The 15,854-nt window shown below is 54.1% G+C and carries 16 protein-coding genes; 6 read left to right on the top strand and 10 right to left on the bottom strand.

Annotation, left to right across the window (positions count from 1 at the left end):
- Nucleotides 1-42: 42 nt before the first annotated feature.
- From K9N21_03335 to mraZ, 4 genes are all read right to left on the bottom strand, one after another.
- Nucleotides 43-2,028, bottom strand: a complete 1,986-nt coding sequence (locus K9N21_03335) for a transpeptidase family protein (GenBank protein MCF8142933.1) — start codon at nucleotides 2,026-2,028, stop codon at nucleotides 43-45.
- Entirely contained in the window at nucleotides 2,025-2,393 is a 369-nt protein-coding gene (locus tag K9N21_03330) for a cell division protein FtsL (protein MCF8142932.1), read from the bottom strand. The genes K9N21_03335 and K9N21_03330 overlap by 4 nt, the downstream gene beginning before the upstream one ends.
- Nucleotides 2,390-3,328 carry a 16S rRNA (cytosine(1402)-N(4))-methyltransferase RsmH gene (rsmH, locus tag K9N21_03325; protein ID MCF8142931.1) on the bottom strand — a complete coding sequence of 313 codons (939 nt, stop codon included), beginning with the start codon at nucleotides 3,326-3,328 and terminating at the stop codon, nucleotides 2,390-2,392. The genes K9N21_03330 and rsmH overlap by 4 nt, the downstream gene beginning before the upstream one ends.
- Before the next feature lie 186 nt (nucleotides 3,329-3,514).
- A complete protein-coding gene (mraZ, locus tag K9N21_03320) occupies nucleotides 3,515-3,961 on the bottom strand; it encodes a division/cell wall cluster transcriptional repressor MraZ (GenBank protein MCF8142930.1) in 447 nt (148 codons plus the stop codon).
- A 347-nt stretch (nucleotides 3,962-4,308) separates the two neighbouring features.
- On the opposite strand from mraZ, the gene K9N21_03315 reads away from it, so the two are divergent.
- Both K9N21_03315 and ilvA read left to right on the top strand, forming a co-directional pair.
- A complete protein-coding gene (locus K9N21_03315) occupies nucleotides 4,309-4,830 on the top strand; it encodes an O-acetyl-ADP-ribose deacetylase (GenBank protein ID MCF8142929.1) in 522 nt (173 codons plus the stop codon).
- Between the two features lie 5 nt (nucleotides 4,831-4,835).
- Nucleotides 4,836-6,047 (top strand): threonine ammonia-lyase, encoded by a 1,212-nt coding sequence (gene ilvA, locus K9N21_03310; protein MCF8142928.1) that lies wholly within the window; start codon nucleotides 4,836-4,838, stop codon nucleotides 6,045-6,047.
- 15 nt (nucleotides 6,048-6,062) lie between these two features.
- Here ilvA and K9N21_03305 read toward each other — a convergent pair whose 3' ends face one another.
- Entirely contained in the window at nucleotides 6,063-7,028 is a 966-nt protein-coding gene (locus tag K9N21_03305; GenBank protein MCF8142927.1) for a nitronate monooxygenase, read from the bottom strand.
- A gap of 441 nt (nucleotides 7,029-7,469) precedes the next feature.
- Between K9N21_03305 and K9N21_03300 the strand changes: the two genes are divergently transcribed.
- Both K9N21_03300 and K9N21_03295 read left to right on the top strand, forming a co-directional pair.
- Nucleotides 7,470-9,560, top strand: a complete 2,091-nt coding sequence (locus tag K9N21_03300) for a hypothetical protein (GenBank protein ID MCF8142926.1) — start codon at nucleotides 7,470-7,472, stop codon at nucleotides 9,558-9,560.
- A gap of 119 nt (nucleotides 9,561-9,679) precedes the next feature.
- Nucleotides 9,680-10,393, top strand: a complete 714-nt coding sequence (locus K9N21_03295; GenBank protein MCF8142925.1) for a hypothetical protein — start codon at nucleotides 9,680-9,682, stop codon at nucleotides 10,391-10,393.
- 149 nt (nucleotides 10,394-10,542) lie between these two features.
- On the opposite strand, the gene K9N21_03290 is transcribed toward K9N21_03295, so the two are convergent.
- The 3 genes from K9N21_03290 to K9N21_03280 form a co-directional block, all read right to left on the bottom strand.
- The gene (locus K9N21_03290) at nucleotides 10,543-10,986 is read right to left on the bottom strand and encodes a hypothetical protein (protein ID MCF8142924.1); all 444 of its coding nucleotides are present in this window, start codon (nucleotides 10,984-10,986) and stop codon (nucleotides 10,543-10,545) included.
- Nucleotides 10,987-11,119: 133 nt separating this feature from the next.
- Entirely contained in the window at nucleotides 11,120-11,902 is a 783-nt protein-coding gene (locus K9N21_03285; protein ID MCF8142923.1) for a flavodoxin family protein, read from the bottom strand.
- Nucleotides 11,903-12,046: 144 nt separating this feature from the next.
- On the bottom strand, nucleotides 12,047-12,220 hold the full coding sequence (locus tag K9N21_03280) for a hypothetical protein (GenBank protein ID MCF8142922.1): 174 nt from the start codon (nucleotides 12,218-12,220) through the stop codon (nucleotides 12,047-12,049).
- 215 nt (nucleotides 12,221-12,435) lie between these two features.
- Here K9N21_03280 and K9N21_03275 point away from each other — a divergent pair, with 215 nt between their 5' ends.
- Both K9N21_03275 and K9N21_03270 read left to right on the top strand, forming a co-directional pair.
- On the top strand, nucleotides 12,436-12,687 hold the full coding sequence (locus K9N21_03275) for a ribbon-helix-helix domain-containing protein (protein ID MCF8142921.1): 252 nt from the start codon (nucleotides 12,436-12,438) through the stop codon (nucleotides 12,685-12,687).
- A gap of 2 nt (nucleotides 12,688-12,689) precedes the next feature.
- Nucleotides 12,690-13,103: a putative toxin-antitoxin system toxin component, PIN family gene (locus K9N21_03270; GenBank protein MCF8142920.1), complete on the top strand. Its 414-nt coding sequence runs from the start codon at nucleotides 12,690-12,692 to the stop codon at nucleotides 13,101-13,103.
- Nucleotides 13,104-14,032: 929 nt separating this feature from the next.
- Here K9N21_03270 and K9N21_03265 read toward each other — a convergent pair.
- Both K9N21_03265 and K9N21_03260 read right to left on the bottom strand, forming a co-directional pair.
- On the bottom strand, nucleotides 14,033-14,953 hold the full coding sequence (locus K9N21_03265; GenBank protein MCF8142919.1) for a glycosyltransferase: 921 nt from the start codon (nucleotides 14,951-14,953) through the stop codon (nucleotides 14,033-14,035).
- Nucleotides 14,954-15,194: 241 nt separating this feature from the next.
- Nucleotides 15,195-15,602: a hypothetical protein gene (locus tag K9N21_03260; GenBank protein MCF8142918.1), complete on the bottom strand. Its 408-nt coding sequence runs from the start codon at nucleotides 15,600-15,602 to the stop codon at nucleotides 15,195-15,197.
- Nucleotides 15,603-15,854 lie beyond the last annotated feature (252 nt).

Below are 15,854 nucleotides of genomic sequence, written 5' to 3'. Positions count from 1 at the left end.
AGGATCTGAAACAGGAAAGGGGTGTCACCGGAAATACCATTGTCAAGACTGTCCCGGCGGATTGAACTTTACGGTCACGGTGCCCACCTTCTCCAACGGGGATCCGGCTTCCGGCGTCTGGGCTACGGCCAGGCCCGATCCTTCCAGGCACACCTTGAGGCCCAGTTTCCTCCCTCTCTTCAGCACCTCCCTCATTCCCATACCCTTGAAATCGGGGAGAAGGCCCTCCAGCAGGTGATCGGCAAGATCTCTCACCGCGGGAGACTCGGGCCGATTGCCCGCATCTTCAGAAGCATCCGTCGATCCCTTTTCGGGCTCGGCGGTTGCGAGAAGGGCGGGTTGAGGATTGACCCTCAGGTGATTGAGGGTCCACGATCCCACCTCGCTGAATACCGGTCCCGCCACCAGCCCCCCGTACACCACCCCTTTGGGTTCATCTATCAATACGGAAATCAACAACCTGGGTCGATCGGAGGGGACAAACCCCACAAAGCTGGCGATGTATTTGCTCCTGGAATACCGTTTCGTACTCGGGTCGACCTTCTGCGAGGTGCCCGTCTTTCCAGCTACCTTGAATCCGCTTATGGCGGCCCTTTCAGCGGTTCCTTCGCTCCCCGAAACACCTTCCAGAATGCTGGTGACGGTCTTGGCAGTCCGGGCGGAAATGACCCGTCTCACGACCTTGGGTCGGGTCTCTTCAATCACGCGGCCTGTTTCATCAACAATCTTCTGGACAACAAAGGGTCGCATCAGATTTCCTCCATTTGCAATGGCCGACATGGCCATGGCCAGTTGTAAAGACGTGGCGGTCATCCCCTGCCCGAAAAAAAGCGTTGCCTGATCGATCGTCTTTGCCTTTTCCGGCGACCGGATAAATCCCTGTCGCTCCCCCAGCAGATCGATGCCGGTCTTCTCGGAAAACCCGAATCGCTTCAGATAATCGCAAAACCTTGCATATCCCAGTTTCTGACCGATCTTGATCGCTCCGATATTGCTGGATTGAACAACGATGTCCGAAACGGTCAATCTGCCGTGCTTGTGGGTATCATGAACCACCCTTCCGCCGACCTTGTATTTTCCTTCTTCGCAATAGAACTCTGTACGCGGCGTCACCACAGACGCATCCAGGGCCGCGGAAACCAGGAATGCCTTGATGGTGGACCCCGGCTCAAAACAGTCGGTAAGGATCCGGTTCCTCCAGTGATCCGGGCTGTATTTGGAGAAGTGATTCGGGTTAAACTCCGGGACCACGGCCATTGCCAGGATCTCACCGGTCTTAGGGTTTACGACCAGGCAGTGTCCCCCTCTGGCGCGGCTCTTAGTCACCGCCGCCTTCAGGGCCTCCTGGGCCTTGTACTGGATATCCTTGTCAATTGTGAGCGTCAGGTGGTGCATCCCCTGATCGAAAGGGGCGGGTCGGCTGGTGGCAAAGGGCCTGCCCAGGGCATCGCGCATCCATATCAGCCGGTGCGGGGCCCCCTTCAAAGGGGCATCATATTTTCTTTCCAGCCCTTCCAGCCCCTGATTGTCGGTCCCGGCAAAACCGATCAGGTGGGCCCCGGTTTCTCGACCCGGATAGTACCTCCTGGACTCAGTGGTGACGCCGAGCCCCGCTATCTTAAGGTCCGCCACCTGCCGGGCCTGATCAGGGGGTATTTTCCGTTTTATCCATTCAAATGATCGATTGCCCTTAAGAACCGCGAAGATACCGGCCTCATTTTCATTCAGGATCCGGGATAGACTTCTGGCGGCCGTTTTCTTGTCCTTGATTTGCCTGGGGTGCGCAAAAACCGACCCTACCTGGACACTGAGGGCCAACTCATTGCGTTCTCTGTCATAAATAGTCCCGCGGTCGGGAGGGAGTTGGGTAGTACCGACAATGCCATTTTCGGCGGTACCCCGTAGAAAGTCTTTTTCAATGACCTGGAGCTGATAGGCCCTGGCGAATATTGTCCCGAAACCAAGGAGAAAAAAAACAGCGATCACATAAATGCGAAATCGAATCCATTTTTTTTCCTTAACCTTCATGGCAACATGATAATCTGATCAGGTGCGGGTTGTCTGAGTCCTAATTCTTTGACCGCCTTGGATTCCAGGTTTTGAGGGGACCGCAACAGGGCAAGTTCAAGCCGCAGTTTACGGTTGATCTCTTTTAGCCGCATTTCCTCTTTTTTCAGCTGGCTCACGTCATATCCGATCTGGGTCCTTTCAAAATTAGACCATACATAGCCGATACCCGTGCCCATGAAAAGAAACAGCATGAGAATGATTAAAACAACCTGTTTCCGGGTGACATGATATCGACGTTTTTTGAGCCGGAAATTTCCCAGCCGAACACCTGTTTTTGCGTTACGGGAGGTCATCATACTCGATAGCTTTTCCGATCTTGTCATATTGCGATCCTTTCTGCAGCCCTCATGACAGCGCTGCGCGCTCTAGGATTGGTTTCAAGCTCTTCCCGGCCGGGTTTCAATCCCTTTTTGAACAGGCGTCTGAAAACAGGGGTCTTTCCGCAGACACACTGGGGAAAATCCGGAGGGCAGGTACACGCCTGCTCCCAGCCCGCCATGGCCTGTTTGACCCGTCGATCTTCCAGCGAATGGTAGGACAGCACCACCAGCCGTCCGCCGGCGGTCAACAGCGACGGAATTTTATCGAGGAATGTGTCGAGGCTCTGAAGTTCCCTGTTGACGGCTATTCTAAGGGCCTGAAATGATCGTGTTGCTGGATGTCTGAACCTTTGTCGGCGAGATTTGGGATATGCTGCTTCAATGATGGCAGCCAACTGGGAAGCGGATTCTATCGGTCCCTTTTCGCGCGCGCGAACAATGGCCCGGACAATCCATCGGGCCTTCTTTTCCTCGCCATATTCTCTGAGTATCTTCTCGAGGTCGCGTGCAGGGAGGTCATTCACGAGATCACCTGCAGTAATTTCGCTTTCGGGATTCATTCTCATGTCGAGAGGCTCCCCTCTGCTGAAGCTAAATCCCCTGCCGGATTTCTCAAGCTGGTAAGAGGACATCCCCAGGTCCAACAAGATGCCATCCACCCCCTTGAGGCCGAGGTCCTTTAGGACATCAGCCAAATCGGCAAAATTCGCCCTGATGATGCATACGTTGCCAAAACCGGCTAATCGTCTCCTGCACAAATTGACGGCGTCGGGGTCTCTATCCAGGCAGATTAGGTGCCCCTTGCCGGCCAATCGGTTTAAAATCGCTTCGCTGTGACCGCCGGCACCGGCGGTGCCATCCACATACGTCCCTTCCGGAAGATGAACGAGATGATTGACGACCTCTTCCACAAGCACCGGTGTATGAGGATAGTCCAAGATCGAGGGTCTCGCAAAAGCTCAATGATTTCAGGTTCCGGAACACTATTTTCGAGTCTGACTGCCTAGAGAAATGGCCTTACGCCGCGCAATGCCTCCCATGAAGATTTCTGACCATACCCTGAATTTCCGTATCCCTAACGCCCATGCACAAAAACCGCTCTGCTTCGGCGACGCGATTGCCTGTTAAATCCGGAGTTCCAAGAGGGACGGACTGGCCTCCGGGAAGGCATCCTTGACCCTTTCAAACTCCTCGTCCCATCTCCCCTTGTCCCAAATCTCAAATTTTTTGAGTTGTCCGGCGAGCACCACCTCTTTTTGCAGACCCGCATCCTCTCTCAGACTGGGGGGGAGGGTGATTCTTCCGTTCTTGACTCGACATTCCACGGCAGATGATATAAATCCTCTTAAAAAGGCGATCCCGGCCTTGTCAAAGAGGGGTAAATTTGCGGCCTTGTCTTCGAGGACCTGCCAGTCCTCTTGGGTAAACGCCCAGAGGCAGCGATCCCTGCTGGTGACCACCAGACAGTCATTCTCCTTCCGCTCCAGCACCTCCCGGAATCTTGTCGGGATGGCCAGTCGGCCCTTGTCATCCAGAATATGGTTTGAGCGGCCTCTAAACATAATATCCATGGCACTATATGGGAATTTTTTCCACTTTGTGACACTATCTGCAAAAAAATGCTGTTTGTCAAGGGAAAAAACAGGAAAACAAACTATTTGGCCAACTTTTTCTCTTTGGATCGGCTTTCTTTAAAGTATCTGCCATATCCTGTGGTCATGAATCCTCTAACCACGATATGGAGGGGCTGCGCTTTGGATTGAGGCACCTTGAATCGGCCGCCGGAATCAATCCTTGACGCAATCGGAAAATCACGTTAGATTTTTGTATACTTAATGCGCGAAACCGTCCCAGATGTTGGAAGAGATTTTCTGATGCCCCTGCCCCATCCCCTTATCCAGTTTCGGAGGTGATTGAGATGAAAGAAAAGATCCGGATTATCGAAGGAGACATCACCGGACAGGCGGTGGATGCCATCGTCAATGCCGCCAATACATCTCTGTTGGGGGGCGGAGGGGTTGACGGCGCGATCCATCGCGCAGCCGGTCCCGAGCTCCTGGAGGAGACCCGGCAGATGGGGGGGTGTCCGACCGGAGAAGCGCGGGTGAGCAAGGGGTATCGGCTCCCTGCCAGGTGGGTGATCCATACCGTAGGGCCTGTCTGGTCCGGCGGGCACAGGAATGAAGAGGCCCTCCTGGCCGCCTGCTACAGGAACAGCCTTCAGGCGGCCGTGGACATGGGCGCCAAAACCATCGCTTTTCCATCCATCAGCACGGGCGCGTACCGGTTTCCTTTGGAAAAGGCAACCGAGATCGCCATGAGAGAAACCAAGCGGTTCCTTGGACAGGACAGCACCCTTGAAGAGGTGGTTTTTGTCTGCTTTGGAAAGGAGGTACTGACGATCTATCAGGAGGCGTTTCAGAGGGTATTCGGCGGATAATTGCCATGCGTCCGGATTTCAAAGATATCGAGAAGGCCGGGGAGCGGCTGAAGGGGGTGATTCAGAGGTCCCCTCTGATCCGTTCGGGATATTTCAGCAGGATGCTGGGGGCTGAGATATTTCTGAAACTGGAAAACCTCCAGGAGACCGGGGCCTTCAAGGTGCGGGGGGCCTATAACCGTCTCTCTCAATTGCATCCCGAACAGAGGCAGCAGGGGGTTGTCGCCGCATCGGCCGGCAACCATGCCCAGGGGATTGCCTGGGCGTCGGCACGACTGGGAATCGCATCCACCCTGGTGATGCCGGAAGACGTTTCCATCCGAAAGCTCCTCTCTGTGAAGGAATACGGGGCAGAGGTAATCCTCTCGGGCGCCCATTACAACGATGCCTGCACCCACGCTGAAGCGCTGTGCAGGGACAATGGAAGTATTTTTGTTCCGGCCTTTGACGATCCGGATATCATTGCAGGCCAGGGGACCATCGGTCTGGAACTGGCCGAAAATATAAGGAACGATGCGGCCGTGGTGGTCCCGGTCGGCGGGGGCGGGCTGATCTCCGGGATCGCCATCGCCCTCAAAACCCTTTGTCCCCATGTCCGCATCATCGGTGTTCAGACAAAGAGTTGCCCCTCAACGGCCATGTCTCTGGAAAGGAATTCCCCGGTAACGGTTGCTGTCTTACCTACCCTTGCCGACGGCATCGCCGTAAACCGGCCCGGCGAAATCACCTTCCCCATCATTCAGAAATATGTGGACGAAATGGTCCTGGTGGAGGAGGAAGGGATTGCCGGGGCTATTCTGAACCTGATGGACAAGGCCAATGTCATCGCCGAGGGCGCGGGCGCCACCCCTCTTGCGGCCCTCCTGGACGGTCAGGTCAGCACAAAAGCACACCAATACATCCTGATCATCAGCGGCGGCAACATCGAACTGAATACCATCGACCGGATCCTGGAGAGGGGGTCCATCAAGCTGGGAAGGCTGGTCAGGCTGGAAATCAATGTCCTGGACGTTCCAGGTTCTCTCCACGCGCTTCTCGGGATTATTGCCCGTGAAAAGGCCAATATCCTTCATATCTTCCACGACCGGCTCGACCTGCAGAACCCGATCGAGGTATCCCGGGTGGTCTTGAACCTTGAAACCCGTGGGCACGACCACGCGCGAGATCTGGTGGACAAGCTCAGAAACTCGGGCTATCCGGTGAGGCAGATATTTTAGTTTCCGGTTTTCGGCCTAATTCACTGCCAATCCCTTTACCACCCCTTCGGCTTCGGACATCATCCGGTCGAAAAGCGCCTTGATGGTGGGGATATCGTGGGCCATGCCGACCCCTTGTCCGCAGGAGATAATCCCTGCATCCAGATCGCCCTCCCTGTACATTTTCTTGGCCTTTTCTCCGGTGGCGATATTGAGGATCTCAGGCAGACCGGCCTGGTTGGCCTCCAGTTCGGTAATCTTTCTGGCCGCTGCATTGGTCCAGACCCGGTGGGTGGCCCCGATGGAGCGCATGACCAGCATGGTGTCCAATTCGCTTGCCTGGACAAGGGCCTCCTTGAGGGCCTCGTGGATGGGCGCCTCCCTGGTGGTCAGCAACCGCGTGCCGATAATAACGCCCTGCGCTCCCAGGGCCAGGAGCGCGACAAGGCCCCTTCCGTTTGAGACCCCGCCGCCGCCTATCACAGGCACCCGGAGGCTCTCCACCGCCTGGGGGACGAGCACGAAGGTGCCGATATCCAGCTTTCCGGTGGCGCCCCCGTTTTCATAGCCCACCACGGTGATCATATCCGCGCCCATATCCTGGACCTTGAGGGCATAACGGATCCCCACGCATTTATGGATCCAGGTCAGACCTGCCTCCTTGAAGCGGGCGCAGAGCGCTTCGGGCGCGGAATGTCCTGAGGTCTCCACAATTTTGACCCCCTTCTCCAGCAGGACATCCAGATAATCATTATTGTCGATGGGACGCATCATCGGAAAAAGATTGAGATTGACCGCAAAAGGCCGATCCGTCAGCTTCAGAAGCTGATCCAGGGCCTCACCAAAGGTCTCCCGGCTCGGGTAGATGGCCGAGGCAAGGATGCCCAGGCCACCGGCATTGGAGATGGCGGCGGTAAATTCGGCCGTGGAGATATGCATCATGGTGCCCCCTACAATGGGGTATTGCACCCCCAGCATCTCTGTCATCTTGGTCTGAAACATGGAGGTCCTCCTGAAGTTGAAGATTGACGATTGAAGAATGAATATGGAAGATCAACGCCGCAGCCGGCATCACAGCCCTGGCGACCAGTTCAGCAACCAGGGACAGGTTTCATAAGAGGTTTATGGGGTAACGTGCATCCAGCATCAGAAACCAGGGGTCGATGGTCGTAAGTCAGGGGTTAAAAACGCCTGGGCCAGGGTCCAGTATCCAGCAACCAGGATCTAGTATCCAGTATCCAGCAACCAGCAACCAGTTTCATGCAAGATTGTTCTTACAATAAATCGATGAGGCAGACAAGAAGAATCCTGTTGACAAGGGCGGCACATGAACAGTCGGGTCGGGTGAAATGGACTTGGCTTTCGGAAAGTGGTATGATGGTTCTGTTTTTCCGGGTCCAGCTCACCTGAATCGGCAGTCTCGAATAAAAAGGGAGGTTCACCATGAGACGTCTCCAGATCTTGGTTTACTTGGTGGTCGGCGGATTTCTGTTCAGTTTTTTAATTGCCCCGGGGGCCGGCGCACAAAGCACAGAGACGCCCTCAGGCCGATTGACCCTGAGCAAGGTGGCACTGTTTAAGAGCGGCGTGGGCTACTTTGAATTGCGCGGCAAGGCCCCTGCAGGGAAAGGGATCCCCCTCAGTTTCAAACGGGAACAGATGAACGATCTCCTCAAGAGCCTGACCGTCCTCAATCTGAGCGGGGGAAGCGTCGGCAGCATTGTGTACGACAGCACCAAGACCGCGGCCCAGGAGCTGAACGATTACGCCTTTGATTTCAAAAAGGGCGACGGTCTGCCCCAGGTCGTGGAACAACTTCAGGGAAGCCCGATCGAAATCGCCACCGGGAGTTCGGCCGTCAAAGGGACGGTCGTCGGGGTTGAAAAACGGATAACCCTGGAAAATAAAACCGAGATCCCGCGTTTTTATTTGAGCATAATCGACGATAACGGTCAATTGCGCAGCTTCAATACAGAGGAGATTGTGGGAATCCGGTTTCTCGATGAGCGGCTGAATCAGGACCTGGAGAGGTATCTGGCCATCCTGTTCCGGAAACACCGGAAAGATGAGAAGACGCTCATTATCACGCCGACCGGCGAAGGCATGCAAGACCTTTTGGTCGGTTATGTGGCAGAGGCCCCGGTATGGAAGGCGACTTACCGAATCGTCATTCAGGATGAGGATAAGGGAGCAAAACCATATCTCCAGGGATGGGCCATTGTCGACAATGTGAGCCGAACAGACTGGAAGGATGTTGACCTCTCCCTGGTCAGCGGATTGCCCATATCTTTTATCCAGAATCTGTATGACCCGCAATTTAAGCAGCGGCCTGTGGTTCAGATGGAAAAAGAGGCCCCACCGGCCCCGGTCATTCCGGAGGCGGGCATGCGGGCCGATCGGATGCAGATGGCAGCGGCCCCCATGGCCAAGGCCGAGAGGAACGGGGTGAAACCCTTCGCAGAAAGTCGGGAGATGGGGGCGGCGTCCCCTGAAGAATGGAATCTGGCTGATCAGATGCGGAAACTGGAAGCGGACACGGTGACCCGCGAGGTGGGAGAGATGTTTGAATACAGGATCGACCATCCGGTGACCATAGAACGCAACCGTTCGGCCCTGGTCCCGATTGTGGCAAAAGAGATCGATGGCCAGGCCGTGGATCTCTACAACGAGGGCGTCCGGCCCGGCAACCCGCTGGCAGCCGTTCGTCTCAAAAACAGTACCGGTCTGACCCTGGAAGGGGGGCCGTTGACCGTCATGCAGGGAGACAGCTATGCCGGAGAGGCCCTCACCAAGACCCTCAAACCGGGTGAGGAGCGCTACATAACCTATGCCGTGGACCTGGGACTCCATGTGCATACCAGGACAGGCACCAAGACCGAGGAGGTGGATCGGGTGGTTATCAATCGGGGCGTGGTGCGCATGCACCGCGCGGTTATTGAAACCAAGACCTATACCCTTGACAACAAGACCCCGCGATCCAAAACCGTGGTGATCGAACACCCCTATCATCCGGACTGGAAACTGCTCAATAAGGATAAGCCCGCCGAAATCACGGATAATTATATCCGATTTGAAGTCAAGGCCCCCGGGCGGGAAATAACCTCCTTTGCGGTCCGGGAGATGCGCGACAGCTGGGAAAGAATCATGGTCACCAACCTGACGCCCGACCAGATCGTGCTGTTCGCCGGCAAGAACTACCTGAGTCAACAGACCCGGCAGCAGCTGGAGAAGATCGTGGCCCTGAAATCCGAAATCAGCGCCATAGACCGGGAGCTGAAGGCACTGGAAAAGGGTCGCGACCAGATCTTTAAAGATCAGAAACGGCTCAGGGAAAATCTGCAGGGGTTGGGACAGACCACCGAAGAAAAGGACCTCCGGAGCCGGTATATCAAGCAGCTCAATCAGCAGGAAACCCAGTTGCAGAAAGAGCGCGAAAGGGAAAAGGCGTTAGAGGTCCAGCGCGAAACCAAACAGCGCGCGCTCAATGGCCTGATCAACGCACTGGAGCAGGATCTGAGCGTACAGGAGCAATGACCGGACCCCGAAAATCTATCATGGAAATCCCCTGAATCCTGCTGAGGGAAACCCTTGGGCAGTCAGCGGATTTCTCTCTGACAGAAGGAATGGGACACGATAGAGGGAGACAGGCGGGCATGAAAAAGGCGGCTGTCGTGGTATTGATCGTCTTTATTGCGATCGGCGGGCTGCTCTATTATCTCTGGCGCCAGGCCACCCTCCTTCCTGAGTGGTACCAAACCGGAAAAGAGGGGGCACCGGACAAGAGCGTCGTCTGGTATGAAAAAGACATGGAAGCAGCAAGGGCGGCCCTGGAGCGGGAGATTGAAGATCAACTGCGAAGGTCCGCCACCCGCAACGGACAGGTCGAGGTCGTACTGGATGAAAATGACGCCAATAGATTGTTCGCGACGCTCATTTCAGAAAACAGCGCAAAATACCCGTATCTTACTGCCGTAAAGGCGTCGAAAACCCGGATTCGGGATGGGAATCTGGATTTCGGGGTTGTGGTGGATGCCTCCGAGATCCTCAAAAATGTCCCGGAACAGGGCGCGGAAGAAGCCCGCCCCGAGACGGCCCCCCTTTCCGGTCTACTTCAGGAAAGGGAGGTGTCTCTGGGGTTCACCGGAAAATTGGAAACAAAAGACGGCCATCTCCAACCGGACGAAGAGGGAAAAATCAGGATCGGCGGCCTGACGTTTTCTCTGAAGACGATCGCCAAGCGACTGAACATTTCAGAGGATAAACTCAAAGGAAACCTGAAAGATTTCCAGGTTGGAAAGCTCAAGATAGACACCATCAAACCGGGCCGGAACACCCTCCTGCTAAAAGGTGCTCTCCCCCCTTCCTGAAGTCCCCTCTCTTCTCAGGATCACCCGCGCATCCAAGGCCTGTGACCCCAGCCCTGTCGCCTCGCGGATCCCCAGGGGGCTGCGTTTGCGTAAGGCCCAGGCATGGGAGAGGTGAAAGGCCCTCAAGGCATTTTCAGGGGAGGTGAAAATCACGGTAAATAAATGACGTCAAAGTTAACGACTGTCCACACAATGTATGCCAGCCCGACCAAAACGCCAAAAGGATACCCGATGAACCATATCAGCGGGTTGATCCCCGGCTTGTAGAATCGAAGACTGGTTGCCGTGGTCATCACGTTGGCCCAGACCCACCAAAAACTGACCATGGCGAGCAGATAATATCCCCACCGCGGATAAACAAACACGAGCACGATTCCGATCATGTTGGCCGGACAAGCCACGAACACATCAGCGAAGGCGATGCCGTAGTGAGTCTTCTGCTCGTGCCAGTCATCGGTCGAGCCGTCAGGATTGTTAAATGTTTTGCCCCGGAGGACCATCACTTGCCAGTACCATAGGAGCAGAGCGAACAGACCCATCAATGCCAACAGGACATAAATACTGATCTGTGAGATAAGGGATAGGTTTTGCATTCCGCTTTCCTTTCCTGTTGTCCCGCATATCATCAGGGCGGATCTGACGGAGGACCGAGCGGCGGGTCTCCGGCAAGTTTCGGGCCATCATTTCAAAATTCTTATGAATTTGTTGAGTTATGCGACGTCATCGTTACCGGGACACTCGATACGGCGGGCTGAAAGTGAAAATGGGCTTTAAGATCCATTTCAGCGCCGGATGGATCATCCTGTCTATGGTAACCGGTTTCAGACCGCCGGACTGGATGGCTTTTGCCATTCGCACACCGAGTGTGTATGCCTCCTGTCGCTGCCCTGCGCTCAGACGCCGCAGGAAGAAGATCCGATGCCAATCCTGTCTGCTTTCCGGCATGTGTTCCAGATCCGCGCCGGCATATATATCCCCGATCCACTGTCCGTGAAGCATCAAAGGCGCATTGCTTTTCATCCAGGGCGTTCCGTCATCGCATGACTTTCTCAAGCGGCTGGGCATGCCGCCGGCACTCGAGATCGCGCCAACGGCCCGCACTTTGTTATTTATGCGGGTCTTGATGCTCATGCAATTCAGAAACGGCCCGTCCGGTCGCGCCACCCGCCATGACAAACGCTCCCAGAATGCCGTCATTAGACCGGTCACAAACCCGTTATGCACCGGCGAGGCGAAAAGGATGCCGTCCGCCTCAACGATTCGGGCGATAAGGTCATCCATATCGTCCTTCAGACTGCATGGAGCTATCCCCTCTCCGATAAACCCATAACATTTCAGGCAGTTGATGCAGTACCCGATCGTTCGATCACGGAGCATCATCATATCGACCTCCGCACCGTTGGCCTTGGCTCCTTCCATGAACGACCGGGCGAGTTGGGTGGTCGTCCCGTTGGGACGATAGGTACCGTTCAATACGACGATTTTCACTCGTTCATCGCTCTTCTCCATCGAACCCATCCCTGAGCTTCTTTTTCGTTTCAGCCGGCGGCAAAGAGCTCCGGTCCGTGACCGCATGCCTGCCGGTTTTTTGTTTCAGGCCGATGCGCCGACAACGTCAACGCCAGAGAACCCGACGACTTCCTCGTTTCTTGCTTACTTTTGATCATAAGCCGATTTTAAGGCTGCAATATCAAACTCCTTCATCTTGATCGGATGTTCTCTTCTTCCTGCTGCCTGAATACAAATCCGCCTTTTTGATATTGAATAGCGCTCGCTCCACTCTCCATATATCATACCCGAGGCGCTTGAGTCTGTATCTTTGTTCATACCCTTCGTTTGCGGTCGCAATCACCTCCATTACGAAACCAGCATCACCCACTCCATGCTGGGCGAACTTGGCCTCTCTGATTCATCAGCAAGTCAAAGGCAGACCCCCCCTTTTTTCTCTTCCCTGGATTCTCCTTTGAAAAAACTGAAGAACTGGCTTGACTCCTGGCTCCCAAGATGGTATGAATTTGTCATACTCTCACGGAGGTCTTTTCATGAAAGCAACGAAAAACCGTATTGCATTAACGATTTCCATGCCGCCGGACATGGCTGAGGAATATGACAACCTGGCCAGAAGACTTGCAAAAAACAGGAGTGTCCTTTTCAGAGAAATGTTTCTGTCTTTCAAGAAACAGCATCTGAAAGCGGAGTTTCGAGAACTTCAGAGATATGGCGCCGAACGCGCACAGCAGAAGGGGGTCTTTACGGAATCGGATGTTGAAAAACTTGTTTTTCAAGGGCGCTGAATGTGAAAGTCGTCTTTGATACCGACATCCATATCTCTGCTTTTGTGATACCCGGTGGGAATGCCGAAAGGGCGTACTTGCACGCCATCGAGGGAGATTTCAACCTGTGTACCTCCATTGCCATTCTCACGGAATTGGCTCGTAAACTGGATGAAAAGTTCGGGTGGGAAAAGCATAGGATTGAACAGGTGATAACGGCCATCGGCAACCTTGCAACTATCTTTAAACCCTCCCCACGGCTGAAGGTGGTATCAGATGACCCGGACAATCGCGTTTTGGAATGTGCCTTGGAGGCCGGGGCGGAGTTGATCGTAACCGGCGATCAACATCTGCTCAAATTGATTAAATATCAACATGTTGGAATCATCAGATTGTCAACATTTCTTACAACCCTTAACCAACCGCCCGACCCCTGACCTCCGCCCTCTCGCTTTGCCCCCCACTTGCAAGTCATTCGCCTTTTTGTCCACAGACCATCCTTCCCTAAAAAACTCTCACTCAAATAAAAGGATCAAATACTCTTGGCTCATCTTCAAAACGGTTTTGATCTCCACGCCAAGGAGGTGACTGTCGGTGACGGTGAACGTCATAACCGTTATATCCTCTGTTACAACCCGGAAGCAAAAGAACGAAACTCTGAAACTCCCAAATACTGATACAAGAACCGGGACAACTCAACCTTGTCCCCTCTGGAGGCAAGGCAGACTATCCCCTTTTCATCCAAAGCCGGGTCCTTTGGACCCGAATGTTTACTGTGAAAGGCCGTGCCCTATATCCCTATTGTGTCATGCCGTCTTTTGCTGCAATCCCTCGCACCGTCACGAGGTGGAGCGTCCCCGGCACCCCGTCCGCCTCCTCCCGGCATGATATTCCCCGGGCCTCATCCATGTCCGCCCATTTGGCCCTCTATCGGCAGCCAGTGTGTAATTGATGAAGAGCTTACCGCAACCACAGGTGGGTCAAAAGCAGGGCTTGCCCATTCCCGTAACTTACTTTCTTTCCAGCGTCCCGCTCTCCGGCTCTCAGGAATACGGCCGGCCCTTTGAACATTTGTCCTTCAGGAATGCTGGGCCTATCGTCACTACAGCAGAAAGGATTTTCCCGTATCCTTCTGGAGAACCGCAAGCGGTTCGGAAGTGGATCTGATTCCGGGAGACACGGAAGTGGCGATCGAAATCAAATCGAGCGAGCATGCGGCCGAAACAAGGCCCAAGGGTCTTCACCTCTTTGCCGAGGAGTGGCGGCCCAAAAAAAGGAACTGCCAGGGAAGACCGGAGGACGCTACGAAAAAAAATGAAACGCATATTTTCATGCCCGTCCCCCTTTCCACTCGACCAATGTTATATCAGCCGTAGAAGCACCGTAAGCAAAGACTCTTTCGAGACCCGTTTTGTACTACATACGGACCACCGCACGAGGGACAGTGGCGTACGTTGCATTGTGCGGTTGACCGGTAGCTGCGGTTTGGCAGACACGAAAGGCCAGCCAATGTGATGATCGCGCGCAAGATTTCAATTGCCGAGAGCTTCGAACCACCTGCATTTCGGTCATGGAAGTGAATGGGAATTTCGAGCACAGTGAGCCCAGCCTTCAGGAAGCGCCAAATACAAACAAAGAAAAACGAGTAGCCATCATGATCGATCGTTTCGACCAATCCGAACGGGACACGGTCGAGCCGTGCTGCCCTGAGGGAAGTTGTGTATTCATTAAGCGGGAGCCGCAATAAAAAACGTACTAAACAGTTGGCTGTTTTGCTTGCAAACAAACGCCATCCCCGGTAATCCAGGCGGCCGCCTTCCGTAAAACGTGATCCTATTGCAACATCAGCTTCGGCGGAGATTTTTTCGAGGAGCTTGGGGATATCTGAAGGGTCATGGGAAAGATCGGCATCGAGCGTAACAATCTGATTGTAGCCAAGCTGTCTTGCATACAACCAGCCGAGCCGATGCGCCGAGCCAACACCAAGCTTGCGAGGTCTGAGAATGAGTGCAACGCGCTTTTCACGCGAAGCGTAATCTGCGACACGCTCGCGTGTCCTGTCGAAGGAGTTATCGTCGATAACTACAATGTCAACTTTGAGTGGCAGCTGTAATATAGCCTCAATAATTTGGCAAATATTGCTATCCTCGTTGTAGGTGGGAATGCAAACGAGCGTGTCGGAGGTCCGAACCGGAAATTTGTTCGATTGGCACGTCATATTCGCCGGTAGGTGGACATCACGGGCATTATCAAGTATGGAAATATTAGAGCTGGTGTCTGTGGCCAATTGTCGAAGCCTTTTCTACAAACCTTCAGTCTTTCGCATATAACTTTACTTTTTATACTGGGTAATTGATTCTTTGCCCGCATTGCCAGCATGGATAGGTCTGCTGACTTAGTGGACCGTTGCCTCCGGTGTCTCACCAACGGAGTAGGTCCATTGTGGACGATCGCTTTCGAGCTATGCGATGTGGAACCTGATCTAAATTCACCCATTCGGGCGTCGATGGAAGCAGCATCTCAAAAAGTCAGACCTCCTCCTGCCACGCTGTTCTCCTCTGTGCTCGCTGGCGCAAACAGCCAAGCGAAACCACGCATATGAGAAGAAGAGCACTCAGCCCCAATCCCCGGACATCGAACGGAATCTTGATTATAACGAAGCAAAGCATTAAAGCCAAAGGAGCCAGCGCTGCCAGCCTGTCTTCGCGCATCACGTTCTCGCCCAGCGCGGTGAGGAGGAATAAAATTGCGGCGACGAAAAGCGGCACGAAATGATACGGCTCGAGCCATGGACTGAATGGCAGCGGCGCGAGCAAAAGCACGATCCAGTCGGCGAGTGCGGCCTGCGAGGGCGCCTTCAAGCGTTGCCAACTGCGCCCTGCACACCACACATACCTTAACAGTGCAGCGATCCATACGCACCACATCAATGCCAACAGCCACAGGGTCCTAACGGATTGATAGGGTTCGCCAGTCAGATTAACAATGCCTCGCCTCAAGGTAACCAAAGGAGGTCCACCGTTCATAGTCGCGAGCCTTATGTGAACAGATGGGAGCATTACCGGTTTGTTAACAAAAATTGATGGCTAAAGTGGAAGCTGGCCATTTTTGTACTTCTCGAAGACCTTTTGGTAGGTCCCATTGTATATCGCACAGCGGATTCTGAGCATTGCATTTCCAGTCTCCTT

The organism is Deltaproteobacteria bacterium, from assembly GCA_021737785.1.
GTDB lineage: Bacteria > Desulfobacterota > DSM-4660 > Desulfatiglandales > Desulfatiglandaceae > AUK324.
This window is presented reverse-complemented; position numbering and strand designations above follow the sequence as displayed.